A 17298-nucleotide genomic window follows, 5' to 3' on the forward strand; every position below is an offset into this window, starting at 1 on the left:
CAGGGGGCTTTATGGATGGATACGGTTACGATGTCACGGGCGCTGATGGGATCATCGCTCGGCTTTCACATTATATTCGCAACACTGGGTGTCGGCATTCCGTTCATGATCCTGCTGGCGGAGGTCATCCATTATGTGAAGAAAGATGCGGACTTCGGCCTGATGGCGAAGAGATGGACGCGCGCGCAGGCGATTCTGCTTGGCGTCGCCATTCCGTCAGGCACGATTGTGGGTGTTATGCTGGCGTTGCTGTGGCCGGGTTTTATGGAAATCGTCGGGGAGGTCATTGCGCTGCCCTTCCAGATCGAGATCTGGGCCTTCTTCCTGGAAGCCCTGTTCATGGCGATCTATGTCTATGCGGCTGACCGGCTTACTCCCATCATGCGGATTATCAGTGTCGGCTTCGTAGCGCTTGGCGCCAGCGCATCTGCTCTTCTCATTACCGATGCTCACGCCTGGATGAACACCCCAAGAGGGTTCCGAATCGAAGACGGGCAAATACTTGACGTCAATCCGTGGGCAGCGGTCTTTAACCCCAGCGTATGGACAACAGCCTCCCATGTCCTGCTGTCCGCTTATATGACGGGCGCATTCGCGGTTGTGTCCATCGCTGCGTATAAGCTGCTTCGCGGCCAGCGCGAGGAGCGGGAGCGCAAGTTCCATCAGAAGGCCTTGGTGCTCGCGCTCTTCGTGGGACTTGCCATGAGTCTGGGCACAGCCTTCAACGGACATGCCACTGCCCAGATGCTGCACGAGTACCAGCCGGAGAAGCTGGCAGCGGCGGAAGGCTTATTTGAAACTCAGGCTAATGCCCCGCTCGCGCTCGGCGGCTGGGTCGATGGTGATTCGCAGCGGATCATCGGCGCCATCCATATCCCAGGCATGCTGAGCTTCCTGGCAGGCGACAGCTTTGATACCGTTGTGAAAGGCTTAAACGAGTTTCCGCGCGAGCATTGGCCGCCGCTGCATGTGCATGTCCTGTTCAACCTGATGGTAGGCATCGGCAGCCTCCTGATCTTCATCGCCGCATTCTCGCTGTTCATGCAGTGGATCCGCAAACGGCTGAACCCCTGGATGCTTCGCATGCTTGTCCCAACCGGCGGGCTGGCGATACTCGGCATTGAGACTGGCTGGATCTTCAGCTGTACCGGCCGGCAGCCTTGGACGATCTACCATATCCAATACACGCACGAGGCGGCAACGACGGCAGATAATGTGGGAACTCTGTTCTTCTTGTTCCTGTCCCTGTATCTATTCTTACTTGTCGTGACCGGCTTCTTCATGCGGCTGTATTTCCGGAAGTTCCCCGTGTCGGTTGATCTGCAGAAGGGAGAAATACTATGAGCGACATGAATATCGCCATATCGCTCATCTGGTTCTTTCTGCTCCTTTATGCCTTCGCTGGTTCAGTCGATATGGGAGCAGGCTTCTGGGCGCTGGTCTATGGACGCAGGAAGGATACTAGGGCCGGGCAGATTGCCAACCGGTTTCTCTCTCCCTCGTGGAAGGTGACCAACACCTTCCTCGTCCTGCTTGTCGTGGCGGTAATCGGCTTCTTCCCGCGCGGCGCTTTCATGCTGGGAACCGCTCTGCTGGTGCCGGTCAGCCTCGTCCTGATCCTGCTGACGCTGCGCAGCGCCTTCATGGTCTTCGCTTACACATCCCAGGAATACACGGTCCCGCTGCTCTGGATTTCCGGCATTACCGGCCTGCTCATACCCGGCCTGCTAATGACCGTGCTGCCCGTGACGCTCGGCGGGTTTATTACTATGGAGGACGGAGCCCCTCACCTGCTGCTTGGCAAAGTGTTCACAAGCCCTACCGTCTATGCTTATGTGGGCTTCGGCATTGCATCCGAGCTGTATCTGTCCTCACTCTTCCTCTCTGACTACGCCAGAGAAGCCGAGGATGAGCAGACCTACCGCCAATATCGCGAGGCCGCAGCGGCACTCGGTCCCATCGCGCTTGCTATGGGTGTCCTGGCGACCTATGCCATGCTGCCCGAAGCAGAATGGATCGTGCTGCGGATGCGCGATAACCTGACCTGGTTTATCCTGTCATTCGCGGCGTTCCTCTGTGCTTATCTGGCCCTGTGGAAGAAGAACAGCAGAGGCAGCCGCGGCCTGCCGCGTGTTGCGGTCCTGGTCACAGCTGCCCAATATACGCTTGCCAGCATAGGGTATGGCAGTGCCCATCTGCCTTATCTGATCTATCCCTATCTCACGGTGGAGCAAGGGTTTACCAATCCCCTGATGTTCCGGTCACTGCTCATCGGGTATACGGTCAGCACCCTTGTGCTGCTTCCGGTCTTCGTCTGGTTCTGGCGGCTGTTCCTGACCGACAAGCGCTACATCAAACCGGAGTAAGCAGCCGGGCAGTTAAGCCCTGAATGCCGGCCGCCCAGGCCTAGGCGCCGAACAAGATCCCCGCAGGAAGCGGCACAATGAACACGTATTTGAACAGAACGAAGAAGAATCCGCTTACGAGGATCGCAATGGCTCCAGCCTGCAGCAGACGCAGCGGCCGGCGGCTCTCACGGCCCCCGAGCAGGCTGATGAAGCCGAACATCATCAGTATGCTGGCGATCAGGAATCCTGACAGCCATATCAACCCCGTGTAGGCGGCTATTCCGGCAGCAGCAGCGGCCAACCGGCCTTTATTCGTTCCCTCCCACAACCCCTTTGCCGAAGGCTTAAGCAGACTAAACACAAGGTAAATCACGCTTAATGCGCCAAGCAGCAGGCCGATGTAACGGGGGAAGACAGCACTCATCTCGTTCAGTCCGGCTGTTTCCAGATAGACGACCACGCTGACAGCCAACAGGACGAATGCTGATATGACATCCTTGTTCAGCAGTCTCACTCCGCTTCCTCCTTTCCCTGTCTCTGACCGCTTCCGCGCCTGCTTCGCAGCCATTTATCGGCCAGCGGAGCAGCGATGGACAGCGCACACAGCACCATGAGCACTACCGAGACCGGGCGTGTGAAGAAGAAGGCAAACACATGATCCTTCGCCTGGCCGATCAGAATGGACTGGGTAAGACCAACCTCAGCGATCGGACCGAGAATGAGTCCAAGCACGATCGGTGCGGGGTGAAAACCAATCTTCGAGAGCAGGTAAGCGCCCAGACCGATGATGACCATCATGACAACATCCGTGAAATTATTGCGTATCGCAAAAGCGCCAATCGTACTCAGGAAGATAATAACAGGTATCAGCACATCCATCCGGATGTTGATGATTCGTCCAATCGGCCCCGAGAAGTAAAGCCCCAGCACGATTAACAGTACATTCGCCAGCAGAAAAGCCCACAGGAAGGTATAGACCAGCCCCGCCTGGGAAGTAAACAGACCAGGACCCGGCGTAATGCCGTGGATCATCAGGGCGCCCATCATGATCGCCGCGGGCGGGGCACCGGGTATGCCCAGCGACAGCAGCGGCACCAGTGATCCGCCGACCTCCGCGTTGTTCGCGGACTCCGACGCGGCAACTCCTTCATAGCTTCCTTTGCCAAATGCCTGCTTATCCTTCGAGAATTTCACCGCCGCATCATACGAGATAATGGAAGCCACATTCCCTCCCGCTCCCGGTATAATGCCGACGATGACTCCAATAATGGACGAACGCAGCAGCAGGAACGGCCGGCGGATCAGCCGGCTCCACATCTGCCTGACGACACCCTTTTCCCTGCGGTATACGATGCGTTCTCCCAGTACACGATTCTCGACGATCCGCAGCACCTCGGGTATACAGAAGAAGGCGATCAGCACGACGGTCAGCTCCAGTCCGGCAACCAGCGGGGCCAGCCCGAAGGTGAACCGGCTCTCGCCGCCGATCGGGGCGATTCCGATCGTTCCGAGCAGCAGCCCCAGACAGCCGCCGATCAGCCCTTTCAGCATGGAGCCGCTGGATAAGGTGGCGATCATGCTGAGACCCAGCATCGCGACCCAGAAGTACTCCGGCGGCCCGAAAGCCAGCGACAGGCTCGAGAGCACCGGGGTCAGGAACAGCAGCGCCAGCGCCCCGATAATTCCGCCAATGCCAGAAGCAAGCACGGCTGTTACAATCGCTTGATGCGATTTGCCCGACCTTGCCATCGGATAGCCGTCGAAGGTTGTAGCGATCGCAGACGGTGTTCCCGGCGTATTAATCAGAATCGCCGATATACAGCCGCCGAACATCCCGCCAATATACAAGCCGCCCATCGCAATCAGTGAAGTATCCGCCGGCATCGAGAAGGTGAAGGGCAGCAGCAGCGCCAGCGCCATCGTAACGGTAAGACCGGGAAGCGCGCCGACAACAATGCCGGCGATAAGGCTGCCAACCAGCAGAAGCAGGTTCAGCGGGTCAGACAACACCTCGAACACAACGGGTATATAGTCGTTCAAATCAATCCCCTCCGCTGCCTGATTAGGTTAAGGTTGTAGCTCTGCCACTAGGGGTTCATATTCAGCTCTTAATTGCTCGATATAGGCCTTCGACTCGGCAGCGCCCATCGCTTTCGGCTCGAAGCCCTCCTCTGTCATCTGGCGGATAACGTCCGGGTCGGCTGCTATTTCCAGGAACGCCATCTCCAGCACCTGAATGACTTCCTTCGGAGTACCCTGCGGAACCGCAACCCCTCTGTCGATGCCTGCAGTCAGCTCAACATCCTGTTCGACGAAGGTTGGCGTATCCGGCAAAGCAGTGAAACGTTCAGATGAGCCGATCGCAATGAGCCGGAATTCATCCTTATAGGAGACCAGATCATTGGAATTTCCCCAGAGCAGATCCGTGTTGCCGCCAAGGAAGCTCTGAATAGTAGCTGCAGCCCCAGTGAACGGAATATATTGAATCGTTATTCCCGTCTTCTTCTCAAATAAGAGATGGGTCATATGCTGGCCCGTATACGTGCCAACCCCGGCTGCTGTAAGGGTTCCCGGCTTATCCTTCGCCAACCGGATCAGATCCTCCAGCGTCTGAATGCTGCTGTCCTTGCGCACGGCAAGCCCGACAGGCGTCGATTGAAAAATCGCCACCGGCTCCAGCTGTTCCGTCTGGTACCCCGCATCCTTCTGCAGCAGCGGCTGCAGGATAATATGCGGCACGTTGATGCCAGCCATAAAATAACCGTCCGGCTTCTTGCCCGCAAGCTCGCTCCACCCTACTGCACCGCCTCCGCCAATCTTGTAGGTAATGACAACCGATGTGTGCAGGATACGTTCCAGATGCGGCTGCTGTCGCCGGGCCTCCAGATCGGACTGGCCGCCCGGATCAAACGGGATGCTGTACGTTATGGGATGCTTAGGGAAGCCTGCAGCGCTTCCTGTATCCCCTTCAGCACCCGGATGCTCGCCCTTGCCCTCTGCTGCCGGTCCGCTCCCTGCCGAGCAGCCCGCAAGCCCCATGAGCAGGATGATCAGCAGCAATGCTCCTATCTGCTTCATTCTTCGCAACTTCAATCCCTCCGCTTCATGACAGTCCTTCTACAGCATACGCAGCACGCCGAAACATTCCACTATAGCCCGATAATTTAATGAATAAAATAAAAGAGAAGCCCATCCCAAACAGGATGAAGGCTTCTCCAGGCGGCTGGCTGCAATGATCGAAGGCTTATAGGAAGCACACTTGCCCATAATAAGAGACCTTTCGAGCATTCATGTGCCATGTAGACGTTCCAGAGCATCTCCGCTCCCTAACGGATAAGCTTTGCCAGCAGGAATGGAACAGCTGATCAGAGGCGAACAAGACGGCAGTGATTAGGCTGACACAAAAAGTGCAGCTGAGACGGGACATTCCCGCTCCAGCTGCACTTCATACTGCTAACCTACAATTTACCGGCGCCCGCCCGTGCCAGCACCTTGCTCTTCACATCACCCACAGCATCCAGACTGTAGGAATACGGCGGTGTGTAGCTGACCGTGGAAGTAGTCGGCATACTGCCGGTGCTGTCTACGAACAGGTTGTTGCGGACATCCCAGTACCCGACCTGCTTGCTGTCCTGTGAGGTAATCGGGTTGTTCGCTTTCTCGAACACGTTATGCTCGATTCTGAGCTTCGCGCCCATCCGCGAGTTAATGCCTGTGCCAAGTATATTGGCGTAATAGTTATTGTAAATATGCCCCTGTCCGTGACGGTAGCTCGGCAGACGGGAGTTCGCGTTTTCCAGCCGGTTGTGGTGCATCGTAATTTTGCGGTCATAGCTGTCTCCGTCTGAGGAGCCGACCAGCATTGTTTTCCAGCCGTCATGCAGATAATTGTAAGAGAACGTGATATATTCCGCGCCTGTCCCCTTCACATCGAAGAGGCCGTCATAGTAGTCCTTATCCGAATCCAGGGTGTTATACAGCTCATTATGATCCACCCAGATATTGGACGCCGGTCCTTCAATGGAAATCGCATCCTTATCGCCAATATTCACATGGTGAATCGTGAGGTTCCGGATAATAATGTTGCTGGCGCGCCATACCTTGATGCCGATGCCGTTGAATTCCGCGCCGCTTCCCGCACCTATGATCGAGACGTCCTGCACATCCTTGACATTAATCTTGTTATCACTCGAGTTGGATGGCGTGATCACACCAGTTACATAGATGGTCAGCGGAACAGCAGAGCTCTTCTTCGCCTTGAGCGCAGCCTCCAGCTCAGCACCAGTCGAGACCGTAATTTCATCACCGCCTGCTCCGCCAGTCGTACCTCCGTTCATCGTGGCAAAACCGGTTAAGCCCTTGTCCGGATCGTATAAACTGTCCACCTTATAAGCTGAGGCGCTCTGCTGCGCAGCCTCTTCAGCCCCCGTGATCTTGGCCCAAGCTGCGGATGGCAGCAAAGACACCAGCAGCACGCCGGCTGCGATCGCTTTCAAAGATTTCTTCATTATTTAACACTCCCTTTCAATGTGTAATTGCCCGGCGGCTAAGCGACAAACTGTAAGCGTTATCAAAAATAAAGCTGACACTGCCTCCTTTCGAACCGTGAGATGAGTGCGATCCTGCAAAGCAGGATATTTCCATTTTAACGTAACCGCTTCCATATTTACATGGGGAATGAGTACCCTTTCCGCCCGCTAACCGTGACTGCTGCTGAATCAACTGGCTTGTATTACGGAAGACATCTGTCGACTATTATCACGGATTGGCTGATTAGCACAAAAACTGAAATGAAAAAAAGCCGCATTAAGCGGCTTTAGTGCTGGCACTGCTCTTGCTGAGATCAGGTAGCCTGACCAACATCATGCAGTCCGATGATGAGCGTTGTCGGCTTCAAAATAATCGTTCCGCCCTGCGGCTTGGTGCGCAGATCGTACTCAACGCTGATGATTTCAATCCGCTCTGCTTCGTCGGTCCGTGTGTCATATACAACTTCAAATTCCCGCAGGCCAATCTTGGGAACGACTACAAGACCGCCGATCTGAAATGGAAAGGTTGTGGTACCGTAGACGAAAGGCACCGTCAGAATCGGTTCATTATTAATATCCTTTATCTCTACCTGCTGAACTACCTTATAGCTGTCGCTCATCTGATGTCCTCCCTTGGATTGAAACAATTAATAATATTCCGCTTCCACTTTGAGCTGCTGAAGTCAGCCCTACCTATACTATCGGCAGAGGAGGTGCCTTTTCGAAGATTATCCGTGCAAAAAAAGCCCGGCCCCTGTCTGGACCGGACTTGCTGGATTGAACCCGCTGATGAATATCAGCTTCGCTGCTGAACCTGTTCGATGATAAAGCCGCTCTCAGGAAGCGATGGCATGCGGACCAGGCTGACACTGAGATCTTGATCCTCAGGCACCTTGTACTCCACTTCATTCGCCAGCAGGTCGAATGTCACCTTAAGCGCTTCGATGGTAATGCCCTCGCCCGGGCACCTGTGGCCCGTATACGCATCACCGCCGCCCTGCGGGATAAAATCAAATGGGCTGCCAGCCCACTCTTGGAAGCGTTCTGGCTTAAATGCATTCGGTTCATTCCACACCCGTTCATCATGGTTGGTGCCATACAGATCAAGAAGGACAAGTCCCCCTTCCTCAAACTCATATCCTCTCCATGTAAAATCGCTCTTCACCCGGGCGCCAAGGAACGGGCCGAACGGGTAGAAACGGCGCACCTCCTGAACGAACTGTTCTCTATAGGCTTCGTCTCCGCTGCGCAGCTTCTGCCGGGTCTCCGGATACTCGTGCATCGCCAGCGCGCCGAACGCAATGAAGGTCGCATTGGCTACGATTGGCCTGAGGACATTAATCAGCTCAATGGCAGCCATCTTGGTATCCAGCTTGTTACCCTCCAGGTCACGATGCCACGCCATTTCATGGAGCGCTGTTCCTTCCTCCGCCGCAAGCTTCCCCGCCCGCACCTGTTCGATGAGCTCCTGGATCCAGGCCTCTGCCCTTCTTCTCGCACGCCTGCCGTTCCAGTGCCGCATGCCGACCGCACCGAAGGCATCTACCATATCTCCAAAATCCTTCGCACGGTCGCGGACCTCCTCTTCCTTCAGCGGAACGCCAGACCAGGCACAGGCCGCCCGGCAGAGCACATCCTGCGCCTCATCGAAGAGAACCACACGGCTTTGCTGCCAGGCATTGAATTTATGCAGCCATTCACTTCTAATTAATGTCTTCAAAGTCTCAACTCGCGGCGGCGTCATCAGGGACATGAAGAGCAGCTTGCGGTGCTGATGGGCCTTGCCATCCATAGCCTGAACGGCATTCTCGCCAAATAAAGTCTTCTGAATACGTTTGGGTGCAGCTCCCTTGCGCTGAAATCGTTCCGGATCATAGAACAGTTTGGCTGACTCCGGTCCTCGCATACAGACCACTTTCTCACCAAGCAGACGGGTTTGGAACAAGTCCGATTCAAATTCACGGCACCGGTTCGTAATGAACAGATAGCCTTCGTTAAGCAGTGCTAGACTGCTGTCCAGTGTTTTCTCATGAGGGATGGATTGATTCGCTGACATCTAAGCACATCCTCCTTTTAATCTTCGTTCGATATAAGTTAGCTTCTATGTATAAAACCTGCTGATAACATCTGTTACCCGATTCAGACACCAGGCAAACGAATGACTGAACAGCGCACTTCTGCATAAAACAGCTGAACAAGGGGAAATTAGGGACAGCATACAACCTTATGGCAGGAGTGAAGGAATGTGGAATCAACGCGCCAGGAGTTATTTGAGAAGCTGGTTACCCTACAGAAAGAGCTGACCCAGAATGCCATTCAATATTGGAAGCTGTACTCGGGATTTAATACCTGGCAGTTCTGGGCATGTCTTGCGATCATGGTCGGACCGCTGATTGTGATCTATTTTACAATTGACAGGCGGAGAATTTTTCAAATTGGATTCTTCGGATTTGCGGTGCATATTCTGTTTGCTTATATTGATGCTTCCGGGATTCGTTCCGGCCTATGGGGATATCCTTATCAAGTACTCCCGTTTTTGCCAAGCTTGTCACTGGACGCTGCCATCATTCCGGTAGCCATCATGCTTGTCTATCAGTGGACGATTAGGCACAGCAAGAACTTTTACCTGTACGCTATTCTTACAGCTGTCGTCTTCGGGTTTGGCTTTAAACCGCTGCTTGTTTACCTGAACCTGTTTGAAAAGTATCAATGGGTCAATTATCCGCTGATCTTCCTGCTTTATTTGGTCTTGTACCTGCTGGCCTATTGGCTCACCCGGCTGTTTCTCATAATGAGGAAGGAGGCATAGGCGAGGGCTGAAGGCGGTTATTGAACTTGCCGGGCATAACAAAATGACCGGCTTTCGCCGGCCATTCATGGTTACGGTAATCCTCTTATTATTCCCTATCTTGCCGACAGCCTGACTTTCATCCCGTCCCGCGGTCTCAAGGTTATTGAAGGCTCCAGAACTACAGTATGTTCCGGCAGCAGTTCCAGCTTATACGATTGCGCAACTGCGGCCAGCAGAAGCACGGCTTCCATCATGGCGAAATTACTGCCAATACATACGCGCGGACCTGCCCCGAATGGAAAATAAGCATAGGATGGCAGATTGCTCTCGAACTCGCTGGTCCATCTATCAGGATGAAATGATTCGGGTTCCGCATAATAACCCGGGTGGCGGTGCATAATCCACTGGCTTAACGCAACCTCACACCCTGCAGGAAGTGTATACCCCTCAAGCTCTACATCCGTCAATGCCTCGCGGGAGATCATCCAAACCGGCGGATATAAACGCATGGACTCTTTAATAATGGACTGTGTATAAACCAGGCTGGGGATATCCTGCAGGCCGGGCAGACGTCCATTCAGCACCTCGTCCAGCTCATCCGTGAGCTTCTGATAAGCGGCAGGATGCTGACCGAGGGCGTATAAGCTCCAGCTGAGTGCGTTCGCCGTTGTTTCATGCCCAGCCAGGAAGAGTGACATCACTTCATCACGCAGCTGTTCATCGGTCATGCCTGACCCGTCATCATCACGTGCCAGCAGCAGCATCGACAGCAGATCGCCATGATCCTGATTCTCCTGCTGCCTTCGCTGATCAATTATCGTATAGATAATCCGGTCAAGCTCTTCGACACTCTGCTTAAGCTCCGAATGCCCGCGCAGCGGCAGCTGCACGGGCAGCATCTCCAGCAGCCGCCTGCTGACGCTGGTCGACTGCTTCACATATTGATGCAGCACCTGATCAAGCGCCCTGCCCACCGTCTTCGCATCCTCTGAAGCCGTCAGATCTACGTTGAACAGTGTGCGGGCTACAATTTCCATCGTACATTGCATCATATCCTGGTGGATGTCCCGGATCTCGCCGTCCCGCCAGCCCTCCAGCATACGAGAAGCGCTGTGAGTCATGGCTTCTGCATAGCTGTTGATACGGTGCTGGTGGAAAGCCGGCTGAGTGAGCCTCCTTTGGCGCAGCCAGAATTCCCCTTCACTTGTTATTAGACCGTTGCCCAGTACAAGCTTTAATATCGGGTCCCGCTGGTAGCCCTTCTTGAACTGCTTCTGCGTATTAACGAGTACATAGCGTATATCCTCCGGACGGCTGAGAATATACATATCCCTGTCTTTCTCAAGCGTCAGCTTGATCACAGGGCCATATTTATCCGTACAGGTCGAGAAGAACTTGAGCGGATTCGAGCCAAGATCCAAGAAGTTTCCCAGAATAGGAATCGGTCTTGGACCTGGCACGGTATTCCCTGTTTTACGCATACCATCAACTCCTCTGCAGCAGATTTGGGAATGCCTTATGTCTGTACAGGAAGCGGAAGCTTGTTCTCTTATACGTATGCCAGATTTCGAACATTAGGATCACACCAGCCATCTAGTACTCATTCTTCTTCCATATTTTCGCCGAATGATCCTTGAAGATCCGTATAAAAGGCTGCGGATCCTCGTGAACCGTGTAGGAATATACCCCCTTGCTGGTATGTAAATATAAAAAGCCCCCCTCACCGCCCCCAAGCCTGCGGTACGACATATCGAACACATCCCGGATCGGGAACTGCCTGTGCTGGGTCACAATTTTGTCCACATACAAATACATCATCCGGTCAGCCACAATGTTCTGCTGCTCAAGTCCGGTAACGACACGCTTCACCTTATAATAGGGCTGTTCTGCGAGGCACTTCATGCTCTCTCCCCCTTCCGTGATCCGCTATTCTAAAGTCTCCATATGACTTATTATACAGCCGGATGGCGCTGAACCCAAATGCCCCAGACTCATAACCTGCGAAAACAATAGGCTTGCGGTCACGTGTTTCACTCCTGGATGACGGGGTAATTAGAGGCAGACAGACAAACCATACTACACGCAAGGGAGATGAAACGCATGGAATTCTTATGGTATCTAATTATCGGTGGTGTCATTGGTTGGCTCGCAGGACTGATTACAGGACGCGATATTCCTGGCGGTATTATCGGTAACATTATTGCAGGTATTATCGGTGCATGGCTCGGCGGTCTGCTGCTCGGAGCTTGGGGTCCAGAGGTGGGCGACATCTACTTAATCCCTGCTCTGATCGGCGCTATCGTCCTCGTGCTTGTCGTGAGCGCCATCATGCGCATGATGCGCAACCGTGACCGTGGTCATGGTCACAGCTAAATTTAGTTCATGAATCTACACATGTATGTCTATTGTTACTATAGTAAACTTAAGACCCTCGCCGCTTCGATCCAGAAGCCGAGGGTCTTCTTGTTGTTGTAGGAGTATTCCTGTCCTGCTGCCCGGCAGCGCTTCGTCCGCTGTTGCGATGGGTAATAGATGGTAGACGACCCTAATGGAGGTGAGGCAGATGCCAGAAAATATGGATCACCAGTCCAAGCCCGAAGACAAGCAGGTTACGGACCATAAGAACAAGAAGGACGACAAGCATGAAGGCAGCTATAATGTTAATGCCACCAGCAGCACAGGGACCCGAATGGTAGGCTCGGAAGGCCGCAAGGGCGGGAGCCCAGACAGCTATGGCGGCAACTAAATATTCATCATAAGGGTAAAAAAGCTCCCGCAGCAAACCGCAATATTCATCTAACGCGGTCTGCTGCGGGATGCTGTTTTATTCGAGGCCTTATTCAGCGCCAGACCATTGCCTCATAAGGCTTAAGCTGGCAGCCGCCTTGAATCGTCTCATCGGTCATCATGCGCTCTTCCTCGTAGTTATGAATCAACAGTTCGCGATCTCCATTCTTCCAATAGGCTATCAGCTCAGGAGACAGCTCAAGTTCCACTTCCACTTCTGAGAAGTTCATGATTATCAACCACTGCTCATCTTCATACTCCCTTTTATATATGAGCAGCTGCTCATGCTCCTCAAGCAGCGGCGTGTAACATCCATAGACGAGTGCCCGATTTGCCCGGCGCAGTGCGATCATTCTCTTATAATAGTTAAGAACTGACCGGTTATCTTGAAGCTGTCCTGCAGCATGAATTTCCTTGTAATTTGGATTCACTGGCATCCAGGGTATACCATCCGTGAAGCCTGCCTCCCGGCTATTTTCCCACTGCAGGGGTGTTCGGGCATTATCCCTGGATTTCCTGCGAATCCGCTGCATGATCTGGTCCTCGTCATGGCCTTTATCCAACACCATGGTTCGGAAATAAGCTAAGGCTTGCTGTTCTTTAAAGTCCTCAATGCCCTGCAGATGATCCGCATTCGTCATGCCGAGCTCCTCGCCCTGATAGATAAATGGTGTGCCGCGCAGCGTCAGCAGCAGGGTAGCCAACAGCTTCGCGGATGCCTCCCGATATTCACCTTCATGTCCCAGGTATGAGACGAGCCGGGGATGGTCATGATTGCTGAGGTACAAGCCTATCCACCCCTGTCCGTGAAGTTCCTGCTGCCAGTTCTTCACAATAGACTTTAATTCTGTAAGCGTCCACTGCTTTTCCTCCCACATATCATGCTCGGGATCCGCAATCTTCGATGCTTCGATCATTAGCACCATATCCAGCTCCTTCTGTTCGGGAGAGGTATAACGCTTAACATCATCGATGGTTACGGAGGATGTCTCGCCTGCTGTTACAATCGGATACTGCGAGAAAACCTCGTGCAGCTCTTTCAGATACGTATGGATATTAGGTCCGTTCTTATAATGAGGCTCTCCATTAGCCTGCAGCTTCTCTTCCGGACTTCGTTCTGCATCCGGCAGATCACTTTCCTTGGAAATGACGTTAACGGCATCTATCCGGAAGCCGTCAATCCCCTTGTCGAGCCAGAACCGTATTATATTCCGCATTTCACGGCGCACCTTCGGATTATCCCAATTCAGGTCCGGTTGTCTCCGGCTGTAGAGGTGAAAGTAATACTCCCTCGTATGCGGATCGTATGTCCAGACTGATTCACCCAGGTAGGAAAGCCAGTTGTTCGGCGGACTGCCGTCTTCCTTGCCCGGACGCCAGATGTAATAGTCCCGGTATGGATTATCTGCGGAACTGCGCGCTTCAATAAACCAGGGATGCTCATCTGATGTATGATTGACAACCAGATCCATAAGAAGCTTCATTCCCCGTTTATGAATCTCATCAAGCAGCAGCTCAAAGTCGGCCATCGATCCATATTCCCCGGCGATCCTATAATGGTCGCGAATATCGTATCCGTAATCAGCATTAGGCGAACTGTAGACCGGCGTTATCCAGAGCGTCTCCACGCCCAGCTCTTCCAGATAATCCAGCTTCTCCAGAATTCCGCCCAGATCGCCAACACCATCTCCATTACTGTCTTTGAAGCTTCTCGGATAAATTTCATACACAACGCTTTCCTTCCACCATTGTCTCTCCTCCATTAATTCCCCTCCCCTGCTGCGTGATACAGCTTCGTTTATCTAACCCCTTCCCTATCATTTATCCTTTTCCAGCCGGAATAAATCTTCACCGGTTCAGCAAGAAGACCGCCTGGATGTCCAGACGGTCTTCGATGTATTTATTCTTCTCATTCACCCACCCGGGTATAAGAGTCCGAATATTTGTTTACAAGTCCCCGGAAGACAAGCTTAGGCTGCGCGGCATGTGCAATGACCTCCAGAATCTCGAAGGGCTGCTCAGCTTCCTTGGCAGATTCATGAATCTGGATACAGATATCGTGGATCGTTTCCATGAATTCACCCTCCCACAGGGTGTACATATAAGCCAGATGCAGCTCGCATGCAACCTCGGGTTCAAGGTTAAGGCACGTTGATATCGTCATAACACTACTGTGGAAGGTCGCCCAGTCCCGCGTGTCCAGTGTATAGCCTGCCGCGTCTGTTAGGGTCTTTACAATATCTTTGCTGGTAATCGCCATGTCGAGCCCTCCGCTTGTCGGTCAGATTGGGGCAGATGGTTAATAGAGTTGACTATGCCATCTGTGCCTACTTCTATTATCGGCAGTACCGGCCCCAATAAGTAGACCAGAGCGCTGCTTCATTGCTCCACTGCCGGCCTCCACCACTCCCATGCGTCCAGATAAGCCTGCAGGTCATGCGGATGGTGCTTCAAGCAGGTGGAGATCCGGAAATACAAGCCGATCAGAACCTCTTCATATATTCGGTCCTGCTTCGTACCAACAGCCAGCTGCTCGAATGCCGCGCTAATCGTCTCATACGAGAGGTCATCCGGCGAAGAGCAAAAGGCGTAGATGAGATCATAAGCCGGCGGGCCAATGACAGGCTGCGGATCGATAATGCCGCATAGCCGTCCGTCGTTGTCAAACAACAAGGCAGACCCGGTTAAGTCGTTATTGCCTGTTAAACAATGGACTTCACGATATCTGCCACCTTGATCAGCATAGCAGCAGATTCCTGGCGAAGCAACCGGTCCTTCGGGCGGAAATGGGCCGCGCCTTGTTCATCCACCTTTACCTCTGGGCCATACAATCCGGCTCCCACCACATATTGTATGGACTCCTCCGCCCAGGGAGACGACTTATCCGCCAGCTTGGCGGTAAAATCAGGGAAACCGACAGCCTTGGCGAACCGGTGAAGCATGACGGCGGCTTCCTCCCTTGTTATCGGCCGGTCAGGCTTAAACTTCCCGTTCTTAGTGCCTTGAATAGCTTGAAGCTCTGTTAAGGTCTGAATTTCCGGTTCATACTTGTGGCCCTTCACATCCTTGAAGAGTGACGGCGTTCTTGAAGGGGTAAGGCCTGCCATCCGCATAATCTGCGCGGCAAACTCTCCGCGTGTGACGGGCTCTGCCGGACCAAAGCGCTCCGCATTGTCCTCATCCAGGGCAGCCCCTAGACTCCTCATCTTATAAATATACGCAGCGTAAGCATGATCTTCCGGCACATCCTTGTAAGGCTCAAGCACAGGGGCCTTCGCTGCCCAGGAATCCGGGATGGTGTAGTAGAAGTAAGCGACATCCCCGGAATCATCTTCCTTGAAAGCGGCAAGGTTCCCGTCCTCATCCTGGAAGAGGAGCGGTTCGACCTGCCGCAGCTTGCGCTCGCCGTACATATCCTTGACCAGCAGATAGCCCTGCTCCGGCTTCACTTCATAGAATAACAGGGGCACCCGGAGATTCCGGTAAATCCCTTCAAAGCGCTGCAGCTCTGATTTGCTGGCATCGATCGGCTGGCGCGGCTGATCCTCCTGCGGATAATAATGATCCATGAACGCTTCGAACAATGCAACCCGTACATCCACCGCATCTGTGTTCGTTACAATGAAACCGCCGACGTTCTTCTCCGGCAGCAGCCAGAGCCAGGAATGGTAGCCCTGAAGGTCGCCGCCTTTTCCAATGACAACCTGCCCGTTAAACATCTGATGAAAGAACATTTCAAAGCCAAGCCCTGCGTTCGGCAGCTCCTCATGAATGCCGACATGTGCTTGATGCATAAGTGCAGTCGTGTCCGCACTCAGAATCCGGCCGTCTCCAAGCTTACCTCCATCTAGATTCGCCAGCATATACTTCGCGATATCTGAATTCGTGGCAAACATGCCGCCATCGGGTGCAATTGTCGGTATCATAGGATACACCGGATAAGCCTGCCCTTTGCTGTTATAACCGGTTGCAAGCTGGCTCTTCACCTGCTCGGTAATCCGGAAGTCGCTGTCGTTCATGCCAAGCGGCTCGAAGATCCGCTCTTCCACAACCTCTTCGAACGGCTTCCCTGTCACATTCTGGACAACAAGCCCCTGCAGATTGAAGGCATAGTTATCATAGCGGTAAGCCTCACCCGGGGCAATGACGATATCCGGCCGGGCATCCTTGATGAACTGCTCAAGCGAATAGTCAGCTCCTGTCTGTTCGGAAGGGACGGCAACCGAATCCGTAAATTCAAACCCGGTCGTATGAGTCAGCAGGTGCCGGATTAACAATGGCTTGCCTGTCTTGTTCGTGAATGTTATCCCGTTCAGATATTTCTCGACCTCATCATCCAGGCTGACCTTCCCCTCCTCCACAAGCTGCATCAAGGCAGTGGCCGTAAACAGCTTTGAGACAGACGCCATGCGGAACATCGTCTTGTCTGGTTTGACCGGCAGGCGGCTCTCCACATCGGCGTATCCGTAACCTTTGTTCAGGACCACATTCCCTTCTGCCACGACTGTAAACGCAGCACCTGTCAGCTTATCCTTGATCTCTGGTGTTTCGAAGAACGAATCCGCGAAGGCTTCAACCTCCTTCGGGTCGGTTGGCCCTGCCGCAGCAGCTGGGGGAGCTGCGGCAGCGAATGCCGCCATAGGTGCTGTAAGCAGCGACAATGCCAGCAGACCGGCCGCGGCCCGGCGAAACAAGCGGCTCACTTTGGGCTTGGAATCGGCGTTTAACATTGGGATCAAATGAACTCTCTCCTCTCATAGTTATGTACGGTGTAGTCCGGCTCCTGCTGTTAATCCCACTATACCTGCAGCTTCCGCTCCCCGACACCGGCCGGAGTCCAGCC

Annotated in this window: 17 protein-coding genes; 5 read left to right on the top strand and 12 right to left on the bottom strand. The window is 53.5% G+C overall.

All coding sequences use genetic code 11. The features are described from left to right. The first annotated feature begins 15 nt into the window (after nucleotides 1-15). Nucleotides 16-1344 (top strand): cytochrome ubiquinol oxidase subunit I, encoded by a 1329-nt coding sequence (locus DNH61_RS04890; RefSeq protein ID WP_111145559.1) that lies wholly within the window; start codon nucleotides 16-18, stop codon nucleotides 1342-1344. Further along, nucleotides 1341-2366: a cytochrome d ubiquinol oxidase subunit II gene (locus DNH61_RS04895; RefSeq protein WP_111145560.1), complete on the top strand. Its 1026-nt coding sequence runs from the start codon at nucleotides 1341-1343 to the stop codon at nucleotides 2364-2366. The genes DNH61_RS04890 and DNH61_RS04895 overlap by 4 nt, the downstream gene beginning before the upstream one ends. 40 nt (nucleotides 2367-2406) lie before the next feature. Here DNH61_RS04895 and DNH61_RS04900 read toward each other — a convergent pair whose 3' ends face one another. From DNH61_RS04900 to cypC, 6 genes are all read right to left on the bottom strand, one after another. Continuing rightward, complete coding sequence (locus tag DNH61_RS04900) at nucleotides 2407-2862, bottom strand: tripartite tricarboxylate transporter TctB family protein (RefSeq protein ID WP_181438586.1); 456 nt, start codon at nucleotides 2860-2862, stop codon at nucleotides 2407-2409. Next, nucleotides 2859-4388: a tripartite tricarboxylate transporter permease gene (locus DNH61_RS04905; RefSeq protein WP_111145562.1), complete on the bottom strand. Its 1530-nt coding sequence runs from the start codon at nucleotides 4386-4388 to the stop codon at nucleotides 2859-2861. The genes DNH61_RS04900 and DNH61_RS04905 overlap by 4 nt, the downstream gene beginning before the upstream one ends. 27 nt (nucleotides 4389-4415) lie before the next feature. Then, complete coding sequence (locus DNH61_RS04910) at nucleotides 4416-5426, bottom strand: tripartite tricarboxylate transporter substrate binding protein (protein ID WP_111145563.1); 1011 nt, start codon at nucleotides 5424-5426, stop codon at nucleotides 4416-4418. 380 nt (nucleotides 5427-5806) lie between these two features. Next, entirely contained in the window at nucleotides 5807-6856 is a 1050-nt protein-coding gene (locus DNH61_RS04915) for a pectate lyase family protein (protein WP_111145564.1), read from the bottom strand. Between the two features lie 335 nt (nucleotides 6857-7191). Continuing rightward, the gene (locus DNH61_RS04920; RefSeq protein ID WP_111145565.1) at nucleotides 7192-7497 is read right to left on the bottom strand and encodes a hypothetical protein; all 306 of its coding nucleotides are present in this window, start codon (nucleotides 7495-7497) and stop codon (nucleotides 7192-7194) included. Nucleotides 7498-7673: 176 nt separating this feature from the next. Next, nucleotides 7674-8933 (bottom strand): CYP152 family fatty-acid peroxygenase CypC, encoded by a 1260-nt coding sequence (gene cypC / locus DNH61_RS04925; protein WP_111145566.1) that lies wholly within the window; start codon nucleotides 8931-8933, stop codon nucleotides 7674-7676. 189 nt (nucleotides 8934-9122) lie between these two features. Here cypC and DNH61_RS04930 point away from each other — a divergent pair, with 189 nt between their 5' ends. Continuing rightward, complete coding sequence (locus tag DNH61_RS04930; RefSeq protein WP_111145567.1) at nucleotides 9123-9686, top strand: CBO0543 family protein; 564 nt, start codon at nucleotides 9123-9125, stop codon at nucleotides 9684-9686. Between the two features lie 95 nt (nucleotides 9687-9781). On the opposite strand, the gene DNH61_RS04935 is transcribed toward DNH61_RS04930, so the two are convergent. Both DNH61_RS04935 and DNH61_RS04940 read right to left on the bottom strand, forming a co-directional pair. Continuing rightward, complete coding sequence (locus tag DNH61_RS04935) at nucleotides 9782-11149, bottom strand: cytochrome P450 (protein WP_111145568.1); 1368 nt, start codon at nucleotides 11147-11149, stop codon at nucleotides 9782-9784. Nucleotides 11150-11261: 112 nt separating this feature from the next. Beyond that, on the bottom strand, nucleotides 11262-11570 hold the full coding sequence (locus DNH61_RS04940; RefSeq protein ID WP_111145569.1) for a hypothetical protein: 309 nt from the start codon (nucleotides 11568-11570) through the stop codon (nucleotides 11262-11264). Nucleotides 11571-11768: 198 nt separating this feature from the next. Here DNH61_RS04940 and DNH61_RS04945 point away from each other — a divergent pair, with 198 nt between their 5' ends. Both DNH61_RS04945 and DNH61_RS04950 read left to right on the top strand, forming a co-directional pair. Beyond that, complete coding sequence (locus tag DNH61_RS04945) at nucleotides 11769-12041, top strand: GlsB/YeaQ/YmgE family stress response membrane protein (RefSeq protein WP_111145570.1); 273 nt, start codon at nucleotides 11769-11771, stop codon at nucleotides 12039-12041. 190 nt (nucleotides 12042-12231) lie between these two features. Further along, a complete protein-coding gene (locus DNH61_RS04950; RefSeq protein ID WP_111145571.1) occupies nucleotides 12232-12414 on the top strand; it encodes a hypothetical protein in 183 nt (60 codons plus the stop codon). Nucleotides 12415-12508: 94 nt separating this feature from the next. Here the strand turns inward: DNH61_RS04950 and DNH61_RS04955 are convergent, their stop codons facing one another. The 4 genes from DNH61_RS04955 to DNH61_RS04970 all read right to left on the bottom strand — a co-directional run bounded on the left by DNH61_RS04955 (nucleotide 12509) and on the right by DNH61_RS04970 (nucleotide 17185). After that, a complete protein-coding gene (locus DNH61_RS04955) occupies nucleotides 12509-14218 on the bottom strand; it encodes a glycoside hydrolase family 13 protein (RefSeq protein WP_111145572.1) in 1710 nt (569 codons plus the stop codon). 146 nt (nucleotides 14219-14364) lie between these two features. Continuing rightward, the gene (locus DNH61_RS04960) at nucleotides 14365-14715 is read right to left on the bottom strand and encodes a hypothetical protein (RefSeq protein WP_111145573.1); all 351 of its coding nucleotides are present in this window, start codon (nucleotides 14713-14715) and stop codon (nucleotides 14365-14367) included. Between the two features lie 119 nt (nucleotides 14716-14834). Further along, entirely contained in the window at nucleotides 14835-15125 is a 291-nt protein-coding gene (locus tag DNH61_RS04965; protein WP_111145574.1) for a protein kinase family protein, read from the bottom strand. Nucleotides 15126-15157: 32 nt separating this feature from the next. Continuing rightward, the gene (locus DNH61_RS04970) at nucleotides 15158-17185 is read right to left on the bottom strand and encodes a serine hydrolase domain-containing protein (RefSeq protein ID WP_245947947.1); all 2028 of its coding nucleotides are present in this window, start codon (nucleotides 17183-17185) and stop codon (nucleotides 15158-15160) included. Between the last annotated feature and the right edge of the window lie 113 nt (nucleotides 17186-17298).

Source organism: Paenibacillus sambharensis (assembly GCF_003233845.1).
In the GTDB taxonomy this organism is placed as follows: domain Bacteria; phylum Bacillota; class Bacilli; order Paenibacillales; family Paenibacillaceae; genus Paenibacillus_I; species Paenibacillus_I sambharensis.